Source organism: Paenarthrobacter sp. TA1.8 (assembly GCF_048595705.1).
Classification (GTDB): Bacteria; Actinomycetota; Actinomycetes; order Actinomycetales; family Micrococcaceae; genus Arthrobacter; species Arthrobacter nitroguajacolicus.
The window spans coordinates 3,956,038-3,972,780 of record NZ_CP184287.1 but is presented as its reverse complement, the minus strand read 5'-3'; the positions used below and the strand labels follow the sequence as shown (position 1 = coordinate 3,972,780).

Sequence of the window (16,743 nt, the reverse complement as noted above, 5' to 3'; positions counted from 1 at the left end):
GGAGCACTCCAATGCCAACACTCGCACAACAGCTCGTGCAGTTCCTGATGAGCCTGTTCAACGATCCTGATGCCGCTGAAGAATTCGTCCGGGATCCCGAAGCAGCCCTCGCCGCAGCGGGTCTGCGCGACGTTTCTTCGGCCGACGTCGACGCCGTCCGCCCGGTGGTGCTCGACTACGCACCCATCAACGCCCGTTCGTCGTTCGACCGCGAATACAGCACCGGCGGCAACAACGCTTCCACTGGCGGGGGCGGCAGCTGGGGTGGACACGACGACGATGATCACGGCGGCGGCGGACACGGTGGCGGCGACCACGACGGTGGCGGGCACGGTGGGGGCGGCGGTGGCTGGGATGGCCATGACGGCGATGACCACGGCGGCGGCGGACACGGTGGGGGCGGCGGTGGCTGGGATGGCCATGACGACGATGACCACGGCGGCGGCGGACACGGTGGCGGCGGCGGTGGCTGGGATGGCCATGACGACGATGACCACGATGGCGGCGGACACGGTGGCGGCGGACACGGTGGCGGCGACTGGGATGACCACGCACATGCCGTTCAGCAGCTGGTCCATGTGGTGAACAACTACTCGTACACCACCACCATCGACGACCGCGACACGATCACCGACCAGTCGGTCAACCAGAACATCTGGGCAGACGGCGATGTTACGCAGCTCTTCAACCAGGACGCTGTGGTTGCCTCGGGCGACGGTGCGATTGCTGCCGGCGACGATGTGAAGGATTCCGGTAACACCAGCACAACGACCACCAACACTGATGACCATTCAACGGACAACTCGGTGAATATCAGTGAATCGGGTCCCGGTGACGTTGAGGTTGGCAACACGGACATCGAGGTCAAGGATTCGTTCAACGACGATCACTCGGTGACCAAGGACTCCTACAACACCGATGTAGACGTGGACGTTGACATTGAGGATTCCTTCAATGACGACCACTCCACAAACACGGACAATTCGCATACCAACATCCACAACACGGATTCCTTCAACAAGGACTCCTACAACAACGAGACCGAGCTGGAAGTCGGCGACGTGGACGTGGAGTACACGAACATCGAGAACTCCACGATCATCAAGGACAACGAGGTGGAACTGGAGTACACCAACGATCACTCCACCAACGTGGAACTGGAAGATGTCCAGGTCAACTACGACTCCACTGTCATCCAGGACAACGAGCTGGAGATCGACAACTCCAAGGAGATCGACGTCGAAGATGTCCAGGTCAATTACGATTCCACGGTTATCCAGGACAACGAGGTGGATGTCGAATACACCAACGTGGAGGACAACACGGTCATCGCCGACAACGAGCTCGATGTGGACGTCGAATACAACGACATCGACGACTCGATCGTCGTGGCCAAGAACGATGTGGAAATCGACTAGCACCAAAAAAATCCAGACGTCGTAACGATCCAAGACACGACGTTTACGAACACCCCAGCAGTGCCCGGCAGGCGCCAAGCGTCTGCCGGGCACTTCGTGGCCTCAACGGCGAGGCGGCAGAGCAAAGGACAAATGGTGGCGGAAACAGGACACATGACCACGTTGGTTGAGCAGGGCATGGCGCTGGTGGGGGACCGGAACGACCTTCGGCGCCGACTGGAAAATACCCTCAACCGCTTGCGGGATCCCAGCGTTCGCGTGATGGTGGTGGGTGAGTTCAAACAGGGTAAGAGCCAGCTCATCAACGCTTTGGTTAACGCACCTGTGTGCCCGGTTGATGACGACATTGCCACCTCCGTCCCAACGGTCGTACGTCAGGGGGACCCGGCGTCGGCCGTTGTCCTTGTCCCCGGCGAGCATGGTACGGACCCGGAACGGGACGCAAGCGGGCCGGAAAGCGGACTGGAACGGCAACCGGTGCAGCTGGAGCACCTTGCGGAATACGTCTCCGAAAAGGGCAACCCGGGCAACATGAAGAACATCGTTGCGGCCGAAGTTTGCCTTCCACGAAAGCTTCTGGCGGGCGGACTGACAATCGTGGACTCTCCAGGCGTTGGAGGTCTGGGCTCAACACACACTTTGACCACGCTGACTGCCCTGCCATCGGCGCACGCCATGGTGTTTGTGACCGATGCTTCCCAGGAATTCACCGAGCCCGAGATGCGGTTCCTTCGCCAGGCGATGCGCATCAACCCCAACGTCCTGTGCGTGCTGTCCAAGACCGACCTTTATCCGAGCTGGCGCCAGATTGCTGACTTGGATAGGAGACACTTGGCCGATGTCGGGCCTGATATTCCCCTGTTTCCGGTGTCCTCGGAGCTGCGACTCCACGCAGCGCGGCTGCAGGACCCCGAACTGAACACCGAATCAGGGTTTCCGGCGTTGATCGCCCACCTGCGGAACAACATTGTGGGCGGGGCGGCAAGGATTCAACGCAAATCCGTAGGCAACGACCTGTTGACCGTCAGTGAAAACCTCAGGCTGGCGCTGCAGTCGGAGCTGGAAGCCCTTGAGAATCCGGCGGGAACTCCGCAGATGATCGCTGGCCTGAACGCGGCCAAGGAAGACGCCGACGCGCTGCGCAAACGCTCCGCGCGTTGGCAGATAACCCTGAACGATGGCATCGGCGACCTCATCGCCGACCTGGAATATGACCTAAGGGACAGGCTGCGCAGGATCCAGCGCGAGGCCGAAATTGCCATAGATCAAGGAGATCCCGGGCCAGCGTGGGAGCAGTTCACACAGTGGCTGGAACAGAGCACGGCCGCAGCGGTTTCGGATACTTTCGTGTGGACCAGCGAACGTGCCCAATGGTTGGCCACGCATGTGGCGGAACACTTCTCCGAAGATGAGGTGGCCCTCCCCGCGTTGAAGGTAGCCGACACCGGCGGCGTGCTGGACCCCGTGGCTGACATCCAGGACATGGAAGACGGGCGCCTCGGGCCTCTGCAGAAGGTGCTGATCGGGATGCGCGGGTCCTACGGTGGCGTGCTGATGTTTGGCCTGCTAACCGGCATTTTCGGGATGGCCCTCATTAATCCGCTATCCGTAGGAGCCGGCCTGATGCTGGGCCGGAAAGCCTACCGGGAAGACAAAGAAGCCAGGCTCAAGCAACGGCAATCAGAAGCCAAGGTCCTGGTCCGCAAGCATGTTGACGATGTTGTGTTCCAAGTGGGCAAGCAGCTCAAGGACAGGCTGCGGCTGGTCCAACGGGCCACACGGGACCACTTCACGGAGATCGCCGAAGAACACCACCGTACTCTGACGGAATCAGTGGCGGCCGCGCAGAAAGCGGCTGCTACCTACGCCGTGGAGCGGGACACGAGAATCAAAGAAATACGGAACCAGCTCAAGGTAGTGGATGCCCTGGCCAAAGCTTCTCAGCAGCTGCAGGAAGAGCCGTCCGTCCCGCAGACCGGCCCCACGCCCCAGGCCAAACCCGCCACCCAGGCCAAAACAGCACCGTCCTCGGTGCCGGCAGGATGATCGAGTCGGGGATCGCCGGAGTCGCGGATCTGCTCCGGCAAGCACGGGAGGCCTTCCACGACGACGCAGCGGCGCTCGCAGTGGTGGATGAGCTCCAGGGCAGGCTGGAAGGGCCTTTGCGAATAGCAGTGGCAGGCATGGTTAAGGCTGGCAAGTCCACTCTCCTCAACGCGATCATCGGGGAGGAAATCGCACCCACCGACGCCGGGGAATGCACCCGGATCGTCACGTGGTACCGCTACGGGCACACGCCAAGGATCACGCTCCATCCGATCGTCGGGGAGCCATTAGCGCTCCCTGTCACCCGCGAAGACGGCCGGCTGGTCTTCAACATGGGGGATATCCGGGCCGAGGACGTGGAGCGGCTGGTGGTGGACTGGCCATCTGCCAGCCTGCGGGAGCTTACCCTGATTGATACCCCGGGCATCGCCTCGTTGTCCCAGGATGTGTCAGGCCGCTCCACGGAGTTCCTCCTCCCCGAAGATGCCCCCATGGCCGCCGATGCCGTCATCTATCTCCTGCGGCATCTCCACTCCTCCGATGTCCGGTTCCTGGAGTCCTTCAAGGACACCTCCGCGGGTCAATCAGGGACTGTCAACGCCTTGGCGGTCCTGTCCCGGGCTGACGAGATCGGCGCGGGAAGAATTGATTCCCTTATTTCCGCAGCAGTGATCGCCGATAGATACAGCCGGGACCAGAACCTCAAGCCCCTTGCCCTGGGTGTTGTCCCGGTTGCCGGTTTGCTGGCGCAAAGTTCGAGGACCATGCGCCAGACCGATTTCGAAGCCATGAAACTGTTGGCACAAATGGACAGAAACCAGAGGGAGAGGCTGATGCTCTCAGCGGACCTCTTTGTCCGGTCCGCCGAGCCCGAAGGTTTGAGCCGGGCAGCAAAAGCAGTCCTCGTGCAAAGATTCGGCCTGTTCGGGATCCGCCTTGGTGTTGCCCTGATCCGGGGTGGCATCAGCAATGCCACCGAACTGGCCCATGAGCTGGCACGGCGCAGCGGCCTTGGCCAGTTGCTCGACAACGTAGCCTTTCTGTTCCAAACCCGGGCGGAGGCACTCAAGGCGCGTGCCGCCGTCGTGGGTTTGGAAGCACTGCTGCGCACTTCGCGCAGAGATGTCGCGCTGCTCCTGGACGCCAACTTGGAAAGACTTCGAACGGGAGCCCACGAGTTCCGGGAAGTGAAACTTCTGGCAACGCTCCGGACCGATGGCCTAAGCCTGACCCCGGAGCAATCAGCAGAAGCTGAGCGGCTGGTGGGCGGCCGTGGCAGCACGCCACCGCTGAGGTTGGGCCTGGATGCGGAGGCAAGCCCGGATCAGATCACTGAGGCAGCGCGAAACAGCCTGAACCGTTGGCGGTTGATCGCGGAGAACCCGCTCACTGAGCCGGCCGCGCTTGAAGCGTGCCGTGTAGTCCTTCGCAGTTGCGAGGGGATGCTGGCCGCTATTCCCGCCGTTCATTAAGAAACCCGTTCGCTAAGCAGCCCGTTCGCTGAGCAGCCAGGTGGTGGTGGAGGGGAGAAACAGCAGGATCAGGGCGGCTGCGGCCAGGATGAATTGGGCCGCCAACAGCACGATCGTCAGGACACCGTCCGCGCCGGGAGCCACCACGAAGTCGGCGGTAATGACAGTGACCACCGCATGGAGAAGGACCAACGGGGCAAGAGCCCAGCGAGCCCAGATACGGCGTTTGAAGAGGACCGCCAGCAGGACAGCTTCCATGGCTACTACCAGCGCGAGCATGGTGAGGCTTCCCAGGAACACGACGGCGGTGGCTCCCTCCACTGCGTCGGCGTCGCCGTCGGGGACCATTCCTCCGATGACGCCTTTCAGGCGTTCGAAGTGGGCATCACGGCCGAGAAAGCCTGTTACAACGACGGCGATTCCGGCCACGAAGCTGGCCACCCAGAGAGTGCGGGACAAGCGTGCAGGTCCGGGAGGACGAACAACCGCCGCTATGGGCGGCGGCGTGGACAGGGAAATACCTGGGCGTGGGGGCGGTGCGGAGGGTGATGCGGGCCCGCTGACTGATGGTGTGGAGGAGGGTGACTGCCGTGATCCATCAGCTTGCTGGGCCATGTTTGCCTACTTCAGCTCGTCCGTGTCATGGGGATCCGGCTCGCTGCGCTTGGCGTCGCCGGGTTTGAAGCCGTTGTTTTTGGCGTCGCCGCTGCCATCGTTTGGCTTGTCGCCCGTATCGCTGTCCTTGGCGTCATGGTCTGCCTTGAGCTTCTTCAGGCGATCCTCTGCAGCCTGGTTACGGCGTCGGGTTTCCAGATTGCGCAGGAATTCGGGGTCGTCGTCCGGGGCTGTGGGCTGGCGGCGTACGGGCTTGGCAGTGGGCTTGCCGTAGGGCCGGCCGAAAATGAACCAGAGGATTGCTCCCAGCAGCGGCAGGAGGATCATCACAATGATCCAGGCGGGCTTGGATATCCCGCGTGTTTGGTTGCCGTCCGTGCGGATGACGTCCACCAGGGCATAGACGAAGATGACTAGAACAATAACGACGCCTACAACCCGGAGCATGCACCAAGTCTAGTCGCCTGAAGCCGATCACTGGACGCCCTGTTCCGGCTGTGATCAGAGTGCAACCATCCGGGCGGCTAAACTTGGATGGTGGCTTTCCTGAAGTATTCCCTCATCCGTCTGGCGCTGTTCGTGCCGTTGTTCGTGCTGTTCGCCTTTTTGGGGGTGGGCTGGATCCTCGCTGTGGTCTTCGCCGGGCTGATTGCCTTCGCTATCAGTTACCTGTTCTTCCAGAAACAGCGCGACGCCGCCACGGCAGCCATGCGCGAGCGGTTCTCCGGGCGGGCCAAGCCCATCCGTACTGCCGGTGAGGTTGAAGACGCTGCCGTCGAGGACGGCTTGGTGGAGAAGAACCCGGACATCGCCGTGAACAACGACAAACGCCCTGGCACTGCCTAGAACTTTTGTTTACAGCTAACGCCCCTAAGAAAGCTTCTTAGGGGCGTCATTTGTACAAAGACTCAGAAGCCGCGGCTCAGGATCAGTCCCAGCGAGAACAACAGGCTGTAGCCGAGGTTGATCATGCCGGTCTGCTTGAGAACGGGGATCAGGCTCTTGCGCTTCTTGCCGTTCACCATGAGCCAGGCCGGCATCAGGCAGGCCGGAATCAGCAGCAGCACGATCAGCATCCACGGCTTGGTGGGTGCCAGGACGATCACGAGCAGGATGGCCACGGCCAGCATCAGGACGTAGCTTTCGCGGGCGTGCCGGTCACCCAGCCTGACGGCCAAGGTCCGCTTACCTGCGGCCGCATCAGTCGGGATGTCCCTGACGTTGTTGGCCATCAGCAGTGCACAGGCAATGAGTCCGGTGCCGATCGCACCGATGACCGCGGCGAGGCTGACCTGCCCGGCCTGGGTGTAGGTGGTTCCCAGGGTGGCCACGAGTCCGAAGAACACGAAGACAAAGACGTCGCCCAGGCCCAGGTAGCCGTAGGGGTTCTTGCCGCCGGTGTAGCCCCAAGCCGCCATGATGCAGCCGATACCCACCAGGATCAGCCACCATGCCTGGGTAATGATCACCAGGATGAGGCCGCAAATCATCGCCGCCCCGAAGAGGGCAAAGGCAGCCCACTTCACCTGCTCCGGCTTTGCGGCGCCTGAACCGACCAAACGGAGCGGGCCCACGCGGTCCTCATCCGTTCCGCGGATGCCATCGGAGTAGTCGTTGGCGTAGTTCACGCCAATTTGAAGCAGGAGAGCCACAAGTGCTGCCAGGATCGCGTTCGGCAGCCGGAAAGCGTGGAGCTCGTACGCCGCTGCCGAACCGATGAGGACCGGTGCGATGGCCGCGGGCAGTGTGCGGAGCCGGGCTCCTTGAATCCATTGTGCAGCTGTCGCCACGTGTAGTACCTCGTGTATTTCGCGGTTGATCTTAGTCAGGGGGCGGGGGGGAAGAACTTGTCTATTGTCCCTGATGCAGCTCGGAAAGCCGGTCAATCATGGACATACGGTCCGGCTTTCCGTTGGGAAGCATCGGCAAAGCCTTGTCAGCGAACACGGTTTTGGGCGCCAGGACACCCAGTGATTCCTCCCGGCGGGCCGTGAATCCCTTGAGGCCCGCAGGCGACGGATCAGTGACGGCAACGTACGCCGCCACAGCTTGGCCCCATTCCCGTGACGGGACGCCGGTTACGAAAGCCGCGGTGACGCCGTCGAGCTCTTCCAGCTTGCCCTGGATGTAAGCGGCGGAGGCTTTGACGCCGCCGGTGATGATCACGTCATCGGCGCGGCCCAGCACTGTGAGCTTGCCGTCGTCGGACAGCTCGCCAAGGTCGCCGGTGATGTACCAGCGGACGCCGTCTTCCTCGAAGAATGCTGCTCTTGAGGCGCGGGCGGCGTCCAGGTAGCCCGCCGCCACGGTGTCGCCACCCAGCAGGATGCGGCCTTCCAGTTCGCCTTCACCGATGCGGACCTCGACGCCGTCCAACGGCTCGCCGTCGTAAACGCACCCACCGCACGTCTCGGCTGAGCCGTAGGTGGTCACCACCTTCAGCCCCTCGGCGTGGGCGGCGGCAAGGAGCTCAGCAGAGGCCGGCGCACCACCCAGCAGGATCGCGTTGAAGCGGCGCAGCACGGCCAGGGTTTCCGGCGCGGGGGAGTCGAGGAGCCGCCGCAGCTGCGTGGGCACCAGGGAGGTAAAGCGGATCTTGTCAGTCAGTTCCTCGGCGGCGGCCGTGAAGGCTTCGGGCGTGAAGCCGTCCGACTGATCCATGACCCACGGACGCGTGCCTGCGTAGAGCGAGCGGACCAGCACCTGCACACCCGCAACATACTGCAGCGGGAGTGCCAGCAACCACTGTCCTTCGCCACGCAGGGCCACGGCGGTGGAAACAGAGGAAGCCGCGAGGGCATCGATGGTCAGTACGGTTGCCTTGGGCGTCCCCGTGGAACCGGAGGTGCGGACCAGCACAGCTGCCTCTTCGACGCCGGTCTCCACGGGAACAGCCTGCGGCTCGCCGTTTTCATCCATCACGATTTCGACGGCGGGTCCCTCGCCATGGAGGGCGGCCATCAGGGCTTTCAAAATGGGATCGATGTTCACGGTGGTCCTAGAAGTAGTAGGGGAAGTTGGACCAGTCGGGGTCGCGCTTCTGGAGGAACGCTTCTTTGCCCTCGACGGCTTCGTCAGTCATGTACGCGAGACGGGTGGCTTCACCGGCGAAGACCTGCTGGCCGGCCAGGCCGTCGTCGGCCAGGTTGAAAGCGAATTTGAGCATACGGATGGCCTGCGGGGACTGGCGGGCGATGTCCGCTGCGTACTCCAGAGCAACTTCTTCGAGGCGGGAGTGGTCAACTGCCTCGTTCACGGCGCCCATCCTGACCATGTCCTCCGCGGAATATTCGCGGGCCAGGAAGAAGATTTCCCGCGCGGCTTTCTGCCCGATCTGGCGGGCCAGCAGCGCAGAGCCGTATCCGGCGTCGAAACTTCCTACGGTTGCGTCCGTCTGCTTGAATTTGCCGTGCTCCCGCGAGGCGATGGTGAGGTCGCTGACAACGTGCAGCGAGTGGCCGCCGCCGGCAGCCCAACCATTGACCACCGCGATAACCACCTTGGGCATGGTCCGCATGAGCCGCTGGACTTCCAGGATATGGAGGCGGCCGGCGCGGGCGGGGTCGATGGTTTCCTGTGTATCCCCCTCGGCGTAGCGGTAGCCGTCCCTGCCACGAATCCGCTGGTCGCCGCCGGAGCAGAACGAGTGTCCGCCGTCCTTCTCAGAAGGTCCGTTACCTGTGAGGAGGACCGTGGCGACGTCAGGAGTCATACGTGCGTGATCCATTGCCCGGTAGAGCTCGTCCACGGTACCCGGGCGGAACGCGTTGCGGACCTCGGGCCGGTTGAAGGCGATGCGGACCGTGGGGAGGTCCTTGACTGTGCCGTCCGTTGAACGCTCAACCTGCCGGTGGTAGGTCATGTCCTTGAAGTCGTCGAAGCCGGAAACTGTGCGCCAGCGTGAGGGGTCAAAGACGTCGGAAACCTTGGCAGGGAGTTGGTTGTTCACAGTCCGAGTCTAGTAATGGCCTTAGCTGATGCAGAACTCGTTGCCCTCGGGGTCGGCCATGGTGTGCCATTCGTGGGGTCCCTGATTGGCGGTCCACAGGTGCTTGGCGCCGCGCGCTTCGAGCTGTTTCCGCACGTCATCCTTGTCCCGGCCGTCTAACCGGACGTCCCAGTGCACCCTGTTCTTTACCGATTTTTCGTTGCGATCAGTCTGGAACAGGATCCGCCGGCCGGTCTTGGGGTCCGTGTCTTCGGCGGGTACGATCGCACAGCCCTCCGCCCACACCAGCTTGCCGTTGTGCGTGATGGTCTGGTCCTCGGTGGCGTAGCCCTGCTCGATCATGGAACGGATGAACGCCTCGTCCTGCGGCTCGACGTTCCACTCGAGTGTCTCAGCCCACCAGTCGGCGAGGTCGTGCGGCTTCTTGCAATCGACTACTACCTGGATGTTGAGTGTCATGCTCTACAAGCTATTCCGACGGCGGGTGGCTGGGTAGGGGGTTGCGGTCACCTTCCGTCCGGGTTCCCAACTAGGTCGCATTTAAGCGCGTTTTGGGCGCTCAAAACGCGCTTAAGTGCGACCTAGTTGGGGAGGAGTTCGGGCGGCACCGCGTAGATCAGGACGACGGCCATGAGGTTCTTGGCGGCGTGGACAAAGTAGGAGAACATCAGGTTCTTGCCCGTCCAAACGTAGACAGCCACCAGCACCACGGCCATTCCCAGGTACGGAGCCAGCGCAGACAAAGCGAGTCCTTCGCGACCCACTACATGGATGGACGAGAAGACCACCACGGAGATCACGCAGCAAACCCAGATGTTCAGGTATCGCGACAACTTGCCGATCAGGAGGTGCCGAAAGAGATATTCCTCCACGAACGGACCAAGGATGACCAGTAATGGCACCATCAGCCACGCCGGCACGTGTTGCAGCATGCCTTGGATGCCCAGTTGGTTCTCGGAGCTTTGGGCGGTCCCGAAGGCCGCCACCAGAAGGGCTGTGAGAATCAGCATGACCACCAAGGTCAAGGGGACCATGCCCAGCGTGAACCACGGCCGGGTCCCCAGGATCCGGAGGTCACGGCCCACCACCCGCCAGGCAGACGCCACCGCAAATATTCCGACGCCGGCATAAAAGATCGCGTTGACGGCATAGGACGCTGTTGCCGGGTCAGTAAACAGCTCGAGCATCAGCCGGTTGAGCGTCTGCCCAGCCAGCAGGAAGTAGGCGGTGAAGCCCACATATGCTGCCACGGCGATGGCATCCAGGGCAGTGAATTTGTACAAAGGAGCCTTGGTGGAAAGAGTGCCCATGTGACCAGCCTAGCTTTGCTGCGTGGGCCATGCGTGGCTACACTTTTCGGTATGCCTAACTTTCCGTTTCGGCGCGCCAAAGATGTCCGCCGTTTCGCTGCTGTCCTGACCGCGATCGCCCTTGCCCTGGGAGTCTCCGCCTGTGGTGGGAACTCCTCTGCGGGAGAAGATGACAAGCCCGTGGTCCTCACTACTTTCACCGTTCTGGCAGACATCGCCAAGAATGTTGCCGGAGATAAGCTCCGGGTCGAATCCATCACCAAAGCCGGAGCTGAGATCCACGGCTATGAGCCAACCCCGGGTGACATCCGGAAGGCTGCCCAAGCCGATCTCATCCTGGACAATGGCCTCAATCTGGAAGCGTGGTTTTCCCAGTTCGTGGAGGACCTCGATGTACCGCACGCAGTAGTGAGCGACGGCGTGGACGTCATGCCCATCGCCGAGGACTCCTACCAAGGCAAGCCGAACCCGCACGCCTGGATGTCGCCCAAGAACGTCCAGATTTACGCAAGCAACATGGCCAAGGCCTTCGCCAAGCTGGACCCTTCGCACGCTTCCGAATTCGAAGCAAACGCCGAGGCCTACAACGCCCAACTCCAGACCGTGCAGGACGAGATGGTGTCCAAGCTGTCCGTACTGTCGGAGAAGCAGAGGGCGCTGGTCACCTGCGAAGGAGCGTTCTCCTACCTGGCCCGCGACGCCGGCCTCAAAGAGGTCTACATCTGGGCCGTCAACGCGGAGCAACAGGCAACGCCACAGCAGATCACCCGGGCAATCGAATTCGTTAGAGACAATCAGGTTCCGGCGGTGTTCTGTGAATCCACGGTGTCAGACGCCCCGATGCAACAGGTAGTTGGTGCCACCGACGCCAAGTTTGGCGGGACTCTCTACGTCGATTCCCTCTCCGAAGCGGACGGACCCGTTCCCACCTACCTTGACCTCATACGTCACGACGCCAAAGTCATCACCACTGCACTCACCGGAGGAACGCCATGAGCACTCCCGCGATCGCTGTTGAGAACGTCACCGTCCATTACGGCGAGGTCCTGGCCTTGGACTCTGCGTCCCTGAGCCTCGAACATTCGCGGATCTGCGGGCTGGTGGGCATGAACGGCTCCGGCAAGTCCACCCTGTTTAAAGTCATCATGGGCATGGTGAAGCCCGATTCCGGCAAGGTGCTCATCAACGGCCAACCCCCGGTAAAGATGCGCAAGGACGCCGGCATCGGTTACGTTCCCCAAAGCGAAGACGTTGATTGGGCCTTCCCCCTGTCGGTCCGGGATGTGGTGATGATGGGCCGCTACGGGCATTTGGGATTCACGCGCCGGCCCCGCAAAGCGGACCGGGACGCCGTCGACCATGCCTTGGAACGCGTGGAGCTGAGCGAGTACGCGGATCGGCAAATCGGGCAGCTGTCCGGAGGGCAAAAGAAGCGGGCCTTCGTGGCCCGGGGTATCGCCCAAGGTGCCACCATGATGCTGCTGGACGAGCCGTTCGCGGGCGTGGACAAACGCTCTGAAGCCACCATCACCAGGCTCCTCCGCGAGCTGGCCGACAACGGCGCCACCATCCTCATCTCCACCCACGACCTCCATGCTCTGCCCCAACTATGCGACGAAGCTGTGTTGTTGATGCGCAAAGTGCTCATGCATGGAAGCCCGGACACAGTGCTCCAACCGGAAAACCTGGCCATGGCTTTCGGCCTCGACGTCATGAACAGGGATTAGTCATGGAATTCCTACTGGAACCCCTCAGCTACGACTTCATGGTCCGTGCCCTGGCAACAACAGCCATCGCTGCCGTGGTCTGTGCTGTCCTGAGCTGCTGGCTCGTCCTCATCGGCTGGTCCCTCATGGGCGACGCCGTCTCGCATGCGGTGCTTCCCGGCGTCGTGCTCGCCTACATCGTGGGGGCGCCGTTCGCGCTCGGCGCGTTGGTCTTCGCCCTGATCGCGGTGACGTTGATTGGGGTAGTTCGCAATACAAGCCGTGTGAAAGAAGACGCAGCGATCGGGATCGTGTTCACGTCGCTCTTCGCGTTGGGCTTGGTGCTGATCTCCGTGACCCCGAGCCAGACCGACCTTAACCACATCATCTTCGGAAACCTGCTGGGGGTCAGTCTCCCTGACCTTATCCAGGTGGTGGTCCTGGGTGTCGTGGCCTTTGCGATCCTGATCCTCAAACGCCGTGACCTCACGCTCTATGCCTTTGACCCTACGCATGCCCACGCGATCGGACTGTCACCCAAACGGCTCGGGGCCCTGCTCCTGGGGCTGCTGGCACTGACGTCGGTGGTGGCCCTGCAGACTGTGGGCGTGGTGCTGGTGGTGGCCATGCTGATCATTCCAGGCGCCACGGCCTACCTGCTGACCGACCGTTTTTCCCGGATGCTGGTCATTGCCCCGGTGATCTCCGTGGTGTGCTCCGTGGCCGGGATCTATCTCAGCTACTACCTGGACACGGCGTCGGGAGCCATGGTGGTCCTCACCCAGGGCGTGGTGTTCGGCGCGGTATATCTATTCAGTCCGCGGCAGGGGTTGATCGGTACGCGACTCGCCAAGGCCCGCCGGAAGCGGGCCGTCGCCACGGTGTAGCCATGCCTACCGGGCGCTGACGGGTGATCGGGTCACTGCGATGTCGCCATAGGCGTTGCGGGCGCGGATCTCCACCTTGTCGGTGGTGTCGCCCGGCCCGTTGGTGGCTTGAAGGGCATTGCGAACGCGCCCGTATTTGGTGTTGAGGTCCAGCCACGCGGCCGTGCCGTCACGCACGCCCACGGCCAGAGTGCCGGCAGCGGTCTGAACAGTAAGGCTGCCGGCGGCCACTTCGCCCACCGTGATGTCACCGCTGGAGGTTTTGACGGTAGTGGAAAGCCCGGCCCGCTCCAGCGAAATGTCGCCATTGGCTGCGCTGACGCTGAGTTCGCCGGAAGCGTGCGCGATGTACGTGCTGCCGTTGCCGTTTTTTACGGTGGCAACTCCGTCGATATGACGGATGCGGATTTTGCCTGAGCCGGTCTTTATCCTGGACCTCCCCGAGGCGCGCTCCACCGTGATGTCGCCCATGTCGGTGTGCGCCCGCAGCTCGCCGCAGTGATCGATGCTTATGTGGCCCAAGTCGGTCCTTAGGTCAGCAGCGCCGAATTCGCCGTCACAGCGGAGGTCTCCCATGGCGGACTTCAGCTCCAGGCTGCTGCCTACGGGAACCTCCAGGGTGATCTCCACCGCGCCGCCGTCGCTGAACCAGCTGTGGCGGAAGCCGGGGTGAAGCCTGACCTGCAAGCGGCCGTCCGAATAGTCCACAGTGGTTTGCTCGGCCATCCTGACGTCCAGGCTTCGCTTTTCCTTACGGGGCCGGACGTTGACCACGGTGTCTTTGCCTTCACGCGCAACTGTCCAAATGTCGGCACGTACGGAAACGTCAACGACGACGGCGATCGGCTGCGGTGTCTGGAAGGTTGCCATTAGCGTGCCCATCCTGTGAAGTTCTGCTCGCCGGGTTCGCCCCGCGTAGCGCGTTTGCTTGGGGAGCGTCCGTTGAGGGCGTCGGCGACGGCCCGGACCAGCCAGGAGTTCACGGACAGGCCGTCATGGCTTGCTGCTGCTTCGACCTGCTGCTTGAGCTGGTCCGGAAGGCGTAGCGTGGTCCGTGAAGTACTGGCGCCGTCGAAGTCTTCCGACGCTATGGTGCCCCGTATGGACTGTTCGATCATTGCCTCGAAGTCGTTGTCGCCGGGCGGGTTGCTGACCACGAATTCGGGGTCACGGCCTCGGAGCCTGACCTCCACGGAGCCGGGCGCCAGCTCCAGGGTGATTTCGTTGGCGGCGTCTGAAAGGGCCTCGAGGAGGACCAGTCGCACGGTGGATTCGAGCGCCGCGGTGAGCCGCTCACTGAGGTCCCGCGCTTCCGGGCCGCCGGCCTCGGCCGCGGTTTCCAGCTGGTGCTTGAGAGTGGCGACGTACTGGTTTAACTGCATGACACCATTTTGACGCCACTATGGTGTCAGGTCAATGGAATGCGGAACCTTATTGGTGTCATCCGTGGTGTCGTAGCTTGACGGAACTCCTGATGCCGGGCAGTCTGGAGCGATGAAGTCTTGAGCGCAGCCCTTCTTCCCGGCTGCATCCCCAGTACACACCCGGCCTTCTGCCACCCACTGCGGACCTGCGAGGACTCCTCTTGACTGACCACCTTCACCTTTCCGGCGTTTCCCACGGCTACGGGGACCGCGAACTTTTCCACGCCGTTGACCTCGCCATCCACCACGGCGAACACGTGGCGATCGTCGGCGAAAACGGTGCCGGCAAATCCACCCTGCTCCGGCTCATGGCCGGCGTTGAAACGCCCGACGACGGCACGGCAGGTTTATCAGGCAACCCGGGCTACCGCGTGGGATACCTCGCGCAAACGCACGGTTTCTCCGAGTCTCTGACCGTGGGAGACGCCATAGACACTTCCTTGGCTTCCCTGCGTTCCTTGGAGGCGCGCATCCTGGAACTGGAATCCGGCCTTGCCGACGCCGACTCCGAAGAACTCGAGCTCTACGGAAGCCTTCAAACCGAATACCAACTCCGTGAGGGCTACGCTGCCGAGTCCCGGGTGGAAGCAGCGCTGGACAAGCTGGGGCTGGGAGGCCTGGACCGCCGTCGAACGCTTGGATCTTTGTCCGGAGGCGAGCAGGAGCGGGTAGCGCTCGCCTGCCTGCTGGCCGATCCAGCCGAAGCGTTGCTCCTGGATGAGCCCACCAACCATCTGGACGCGAGCGGCACAGCCTGGCTCGAGTCGCGGTTGGCCGCACATCGCGGGACGGTGGTGGTGGTATCGCACGACCGTGTCCTGCTGCGGAAGGTCGCCACCACCATCATCGAGGTGGACGCTGACCGTCGGTCCGTGAACCGCTACGGCAACGGTTACGAAGGCTACCTGCGGGAGAAGGCCGCCGAACGGTCTCGGTGGATCCAAGAGTACGAGCAATGGCTTGATGCCATGGCCGCCGAACGACTCCAAGCCGCCACCGTTGCAGACGGTATGGGTTACGGCCGCAAACGCGACAACGACAAAATGGGTTTCGACTTCAAAGCGGGAACGTGGCAGCGGGCTGCGGCCAGCAAGGTTCGCAATGCCCAGGAGAGGCTCCGCAGGCTCGAGGACAATCCGGTGGACCGGCCGCCCGTGCCGCTGAAACTGGCAGCACCGCTGGGAGTCACAGCTTTGGCGGCGTCCGAACCCGCGCTGGAAGCTCACGGCATCAGCGCATCCGGCCGGCTCCAGCCCACCCACCTCAGGGTGGAAGCCGGACAAAAAGTGCTCATCACCGGTCCTAACGGTGCGGGCAAATCCACGCTGTTGTCCATCCTTGCCGGGACGCTGGAGCCAGCCACCGGGTCTGTCACGGTGAACGGCAGGGTGGGTTACCTGCAGCAGGAACTTGAGGTGCCCTCCCGGCCGGGGCTGCGCCTGCTTCCTGCGTTCGCTGCGGGGCTGGGTGGGAACATTGACGAACACGCTGAGGGTTTGCTGCGGCTGGGGCTGTTCCGGCCCGCTGAGTTCCACGTTCCCGTCGGAGGTCTTTCAGCCGGGCAGCAGCGTAGGCTCGCCCTTGCCCGACTCCTTCTGGGCGGCTACGACACCATGATCGTGGACGAGCCCACCAACCACTTGGCGCCGGTGCTGGTGGAGCAGCTGGAGGCAGCGCTCGCTTCCTTCGAGGGAACCTTGGTGATTGTGAGCCACGACCGTGCCCTGGGCGAGTGGTTTGACCGCTGCGCACGTGCCGATGTCGCCGTCGAACACCGCAGTGGTCCCGTCGGCACGGGCGGACACTGGGTGCGGTACGGGATGCAGGGCGGCGAATTGCTGTAGCTCGTGAGGCGCCCGCAAAGGGATCGTTACTCCCAATGCTGCAGGCCGAAACACAGCGGCGAGCGTCTTGAA

At 62.6% G+C, this 16,743-nt stretch carries 17 protein-coding genes; 8 read left to right on the top strand and 9 right to left on the bottom strand.

The window, feature by feature from the left end; translation table 11 throughout:
* Nucleotides 1-11 precede the first annotated feature (11 nt).
* The 3 genes from ACNAOT_RS18500 (at nt 12) to ACNAOT_RS18490 (ending at nt 4,936) form a co-directional block, all read left to right on the top strand.
* Nucleotides 12-1,418 carry an IniB N-terminal domain-containing protein gene (locus ACNAOT_RS18500; RefSeq protein ID WP_420178914.1) on the top strand — a complete coding sequence of 469 codons (1,407 nt, stop codon included), beginning with the start codon at nt 12-14 and terminating at the stop codon, nt 1,416-1,418.
* A 153-nt stretch (nt 1,419-1,571) separates the two neighbouring features.
* Complete coding sequence (locus tag ACNAOT_RS18495) at nt 1,572-3,464, top strand: dynamin family protein (protein ID WP_420178913.1); 1,893 nt, start codon at nt 1,572-1,574, stop codon at nt 3,462-3,464.
* Nucleotides 3,461-4,936 (top strand): dynamin family protein, encoded by a 1,476-nt coding sequence (locus tag ACNAOT_RS18490; RefSeq protein ID WP_420178912.1) that lies wholly within the window; start codon nt 3,461-3,463, stop codon nt 4,934-4,936. Before ACNAOT_RS18495 ends, ACNAOT_RS18490 begins: the two co-directional genes overlap by 4 nt.
* Before the next feature lie 12 nt (nt 4,937-4,948).
* Here ACNAOT_RS18490 and ACNAOT_RS18485 read toward each other — a convergent pair whose 3' ends face one another.
* Both ACNAOT_RS18485 and ACNAOT_RS18480 read right to left on the bottom strand, forming a co-directional pair.
* The gene (locus ACNAOT_RS18485; RefSeq protein ID WP_420178911.1) at nt 4,949-5,551 is read right to left on the bottom strand and encodes a hypothetical protein; all 603 of its coding nucleotides are present in this window, start codon (nt 5,549-5,551) and stop codon (nt 4,949-4,951) included.
* Nucleotides 5,552-5,557: 6 nt separating this feature from the next.
* Nucleotides 5,558-5,998 carry a PLD nuclease N-terminal domain-containing protein gene (locus ACNAOT_RS18480; protein WP_091470504.1) on the bottom strand — a complete coding sequence of 147 codons (441 nt, stop codon included), beginning with the start codon at nt 5,996-5,998 and terminating at the stop codon, nt 5,558-5,560.
* 87 nt (nt 5,999-6,085) lie between these two features.
* Between ACNAOT_RS18480 and ACNAOT_RS18475 the strand changes: the two genes are divergently transcribed.
* Nucleotides 6,086-6,397, top strand: coding sequence for a DUF4229 domain-containing protein (locus ACNAOT_RS18475; RefSeq protein WP_091470505.1), 312 nt, complete (start codon nt 6,086-6,088; stop codon nt 6,395-6,397).
* Nucleotides 6,398-6,459: 62 nt separating this feature from the next.
* Here ACNAOT_RS18475 and ACNAOT_RS18470 read toward each other — a convergent pair whose 3' ends face one another.
* The 5 genes from ACNAOT_RS18470 to ACNAOT_RS18450 form a co-directional block, all read right to left on the bottom strand.
* Complete coding sequence (locus tag ACNAOT_RS18470) at nt 6,460-7,341, bottom strand: 1,4-dihydroxy-2-naphthoate polyprenyltransferase (protein WP_091470506.1); 882 nt, start codon at nt 7,339-7,341, stop codon at nt 6,460-6,462.
* Nucleotides 7,342-7,402: 61 nt separating this feature from the next.
* Complete coding sequence (locus ACNAOT_RS18465) at nt 7,403-8,542, bottom strand: AMP-binding protein (RefSeq protein ID WP_420178910.1); 1,140 nt, start codon at nt 8,540-8,542, stop codon at nt 7,403-7,405.
* A 7-nt stretch (nt 8,543-8,549) separates the two neighbouring features.
* Nucleotides 8,550-9,500 (bottom strand): 1,4-dihydroxy-2-naphthoyl-CoA synthase, encoded by a 951-nt coding sequence (locus ACNAOT_RS18460; RefSeq protein WP_420178909.1) that lies wholly within the window; start codon nt 9,498-9,500, stop codon nt 8,550-8,552.
* A 21-nt stretch (nt 9,501-9,521) separates the two neighbouring features.
* Nucleotides 9,522-9,959 (bottom strand): VOC family protein, encoded by a 438-nt coding sequence (locus tag ACNAOT_RS18455; RefSeq protein ID WP_420178908.1) that lies wholly within the window; start codon nt 9,957-9,959, stop codon nt 9,522-9,524.
* A gap of 122 nt (nt 9,960-10,081) precedes the next feature.
* The gene (locus tag ACNAOT_RS18450; RefSeq protein WP_420178907.1) at nt 10,082-10,810 is read right to left on the bottom strand and encodes a CPBP family intramembrane glutamic endopeptidase; all 729 of its coding nucleotides are present in this window, start codon (nt 10,808-10,810) and stop codon (nt 10,082-10,084) included.
* Between the two features lie 51 nt (nt 10,811-10,861).
* Between ACNAOT_RS18450 and ACNAOT_RS18445 the strand changes: the two genes are divergently transcribed.
* Genes ACNAOT_RS18445 through ACNAOT_RS18435 form a run of 3 tightly spaced genes read left to right on the top strand, consistent with a single transcriptional unit; the run spans nt 10,862 to nt 13,403 of the window.
* Nucleotides 10,862-11,806 (top strand): metal ABC transporter substrate-binding protein, encoded by a 945-nt coding sequence (locus ACNAOT_RS18445; protein WP_420178906.1) that lies wholly within the window; start codon nt 10,862-10,864, stop codon nt 11,804-11,806.
* Nucleotides 11,803-12,537, top strand: a complete 735-nt coding sequence (locus tag ACNAOT_RS18440; RefSeq protein WP_420178905.1) for a metal ABC transporter ATP-binding protein — start codon at nt 11,803-11,805, stop codon at nt 12,535-12,537. Before ACNAOT_RS18445 ends, ACNAOT_RS18440 begins: the two co-directional genes overlap by 4 nt.
* Before the next feature lie 2 nt (nt 12,538-12,539).
* Entirely contained in the window at nt 12,540-13,403 is an 864-nt protein-coding gene (locus tag ACNAOT_RS18435) for a metal ABC transporter permease (RefSeq protein WP_420178904.1), read from the top strand.
* A gap of 6 nt (nt 13,404-13,409) precedes the next feature.
* On the opposite strand, the gene ACNAOT_RS18430 is transcribed toward ACNAOT_RS18435, so the two are convergent.
* The gene (locus tag ACNAOT_RS18430; RefSeq protein ID WP_420178903.1) at nt 13,410-14,273 is read right to left on the bottom strand and encodes a DUF4097 family beta strand repeat-containing protein; all 864 of its coding nucleotides are present in this window, start codon (nt 14,271-14,273) and stop codon (nt 13,410-13,412) included.
* On the bottom strand, nt 14,273-14,785 hold the full coding sequence (locus tag ACNAOT_RS18425) for a histidine kinase (RefSeq protein WP_420178902.1): 513 nt from the start codon (nt 14,783-14,785) through the stop codon (nt 14,273-14,275). The genes ACNAOT_RS18430 and ACNAOT_RS18425 overlap by 1 nt, the downstream gene beginning before the upstream one ends.
* A 203-nt stretch (nt 14,786-14,988) precedes the next feature.
* Here ACNAOT_RS18425 and ACNAOT_RS18420 point away from each other — a divergent pair, with 203 nt between their 5' ends.
* Complete coding sequence (locus tag ACNAOT_RS18420) at nt 14,989-16,671, top strand: ABC-F family ATP-binding cassette domain-containing protein (protein WP_420178901.1); 1,683 nt, start codon at nt 14,989-14,991, stop codon at nt 16,669-16,671.
* Nucleotides 16,672-16,743 lie beyond the last annotated feature (72 nt).

Coding starts and splice junctions, on each gene's coding strand:
- ACNAOT_RS18450 (WP_420178907.1), bottom strand. CDS start 10,810: ATGGGCACTCTTTCCACCAAGGCTCCTTTGTACAAATTCACTGCCCTG.
- ACNAOT_RS18435 (WP_420178904.1), top strand. CDS start 12,540: ATGGAATTCCTACTGGAACCCCTCAGCTACGACTTCATGGTCCGTGCC.
- ACNAOT_RS18500 (WP_420178914.1), top strand. CDS start 12: ATGCCAACACTCGCACAACAGCTCGTGCAGTTCCTGATGAGCCTGTTC.
- ACNAOT_RS18425 (WP_420178902.1), bottom strand. CDS start 14,785: ATGCAGTTAAACCAGTACGTCGCCACTCTCAAGCACCAGCTGGAAACC.
- ACNAOT_RS18445 (WP_420178906.1), top strand. CDS start 10,862: ATGCCTAACTTTCCGTTTCGGCGCGCCAAAGATGTCCGCCGTTTCGCT.
- ACNAOT_RS18495 (WP_420178913.1), top strand. CDS start 1,572: ATGACCACGTTGGTTGAGCAGGGCATGGCGCTGGTGGGGGACCGGAAC.
- ACNAOT_RS18480 (WP_091470504.1), bottom strand. CDS start 5,998: ATGCTCCGGGTTGTAGGCGTCGTTATTGTTCTAGTCATCTTCGTCTAT.
- ACNAOT_RS18490 (WP_420178912.1), top strand. CDS start 3,461: ATGATCGAGTCGGGGATCGCCGGAGTCGCGGATCTGCTCCGGCAAGCA.
- ACNAOT_RS18485 (WP_420178911.1), bottom strand. CDS start 5,551: ATGGCCCAGCAAGCTGATGGATCACGGCAGTCACCCTCCTCCACACCA.
- ACNAOT_RS18430 (WP_420178903.1), bottom strand. CDS start 14,273: ATGGCAACCTTCCAGACACCGCAGCCGATCGCCGTCGTCGTTGACGTT.
- ACNAOT_RS18475 (WP_091470505.1), top strand. CDS start 6,086: ATGGTGGCTTTCCTGAAGTATTCCCTCATCCGTCTGGCGCTGTTCGTG.
- ACNAOT_RS18440 (WP_420178905.1), top strand. CDS start 11,803: ATGAGCACTCCCGCGATCGCTGTTGAGAACGTCACCGTCCATTACGGC.
- ACNAOT_RS18455 (WP_420178908.1), bottom strand. CDS start 9,959: ATGACACTCAACATCCAGGTAGTAGTCGATTGCAAGAAGCCGCACGAC.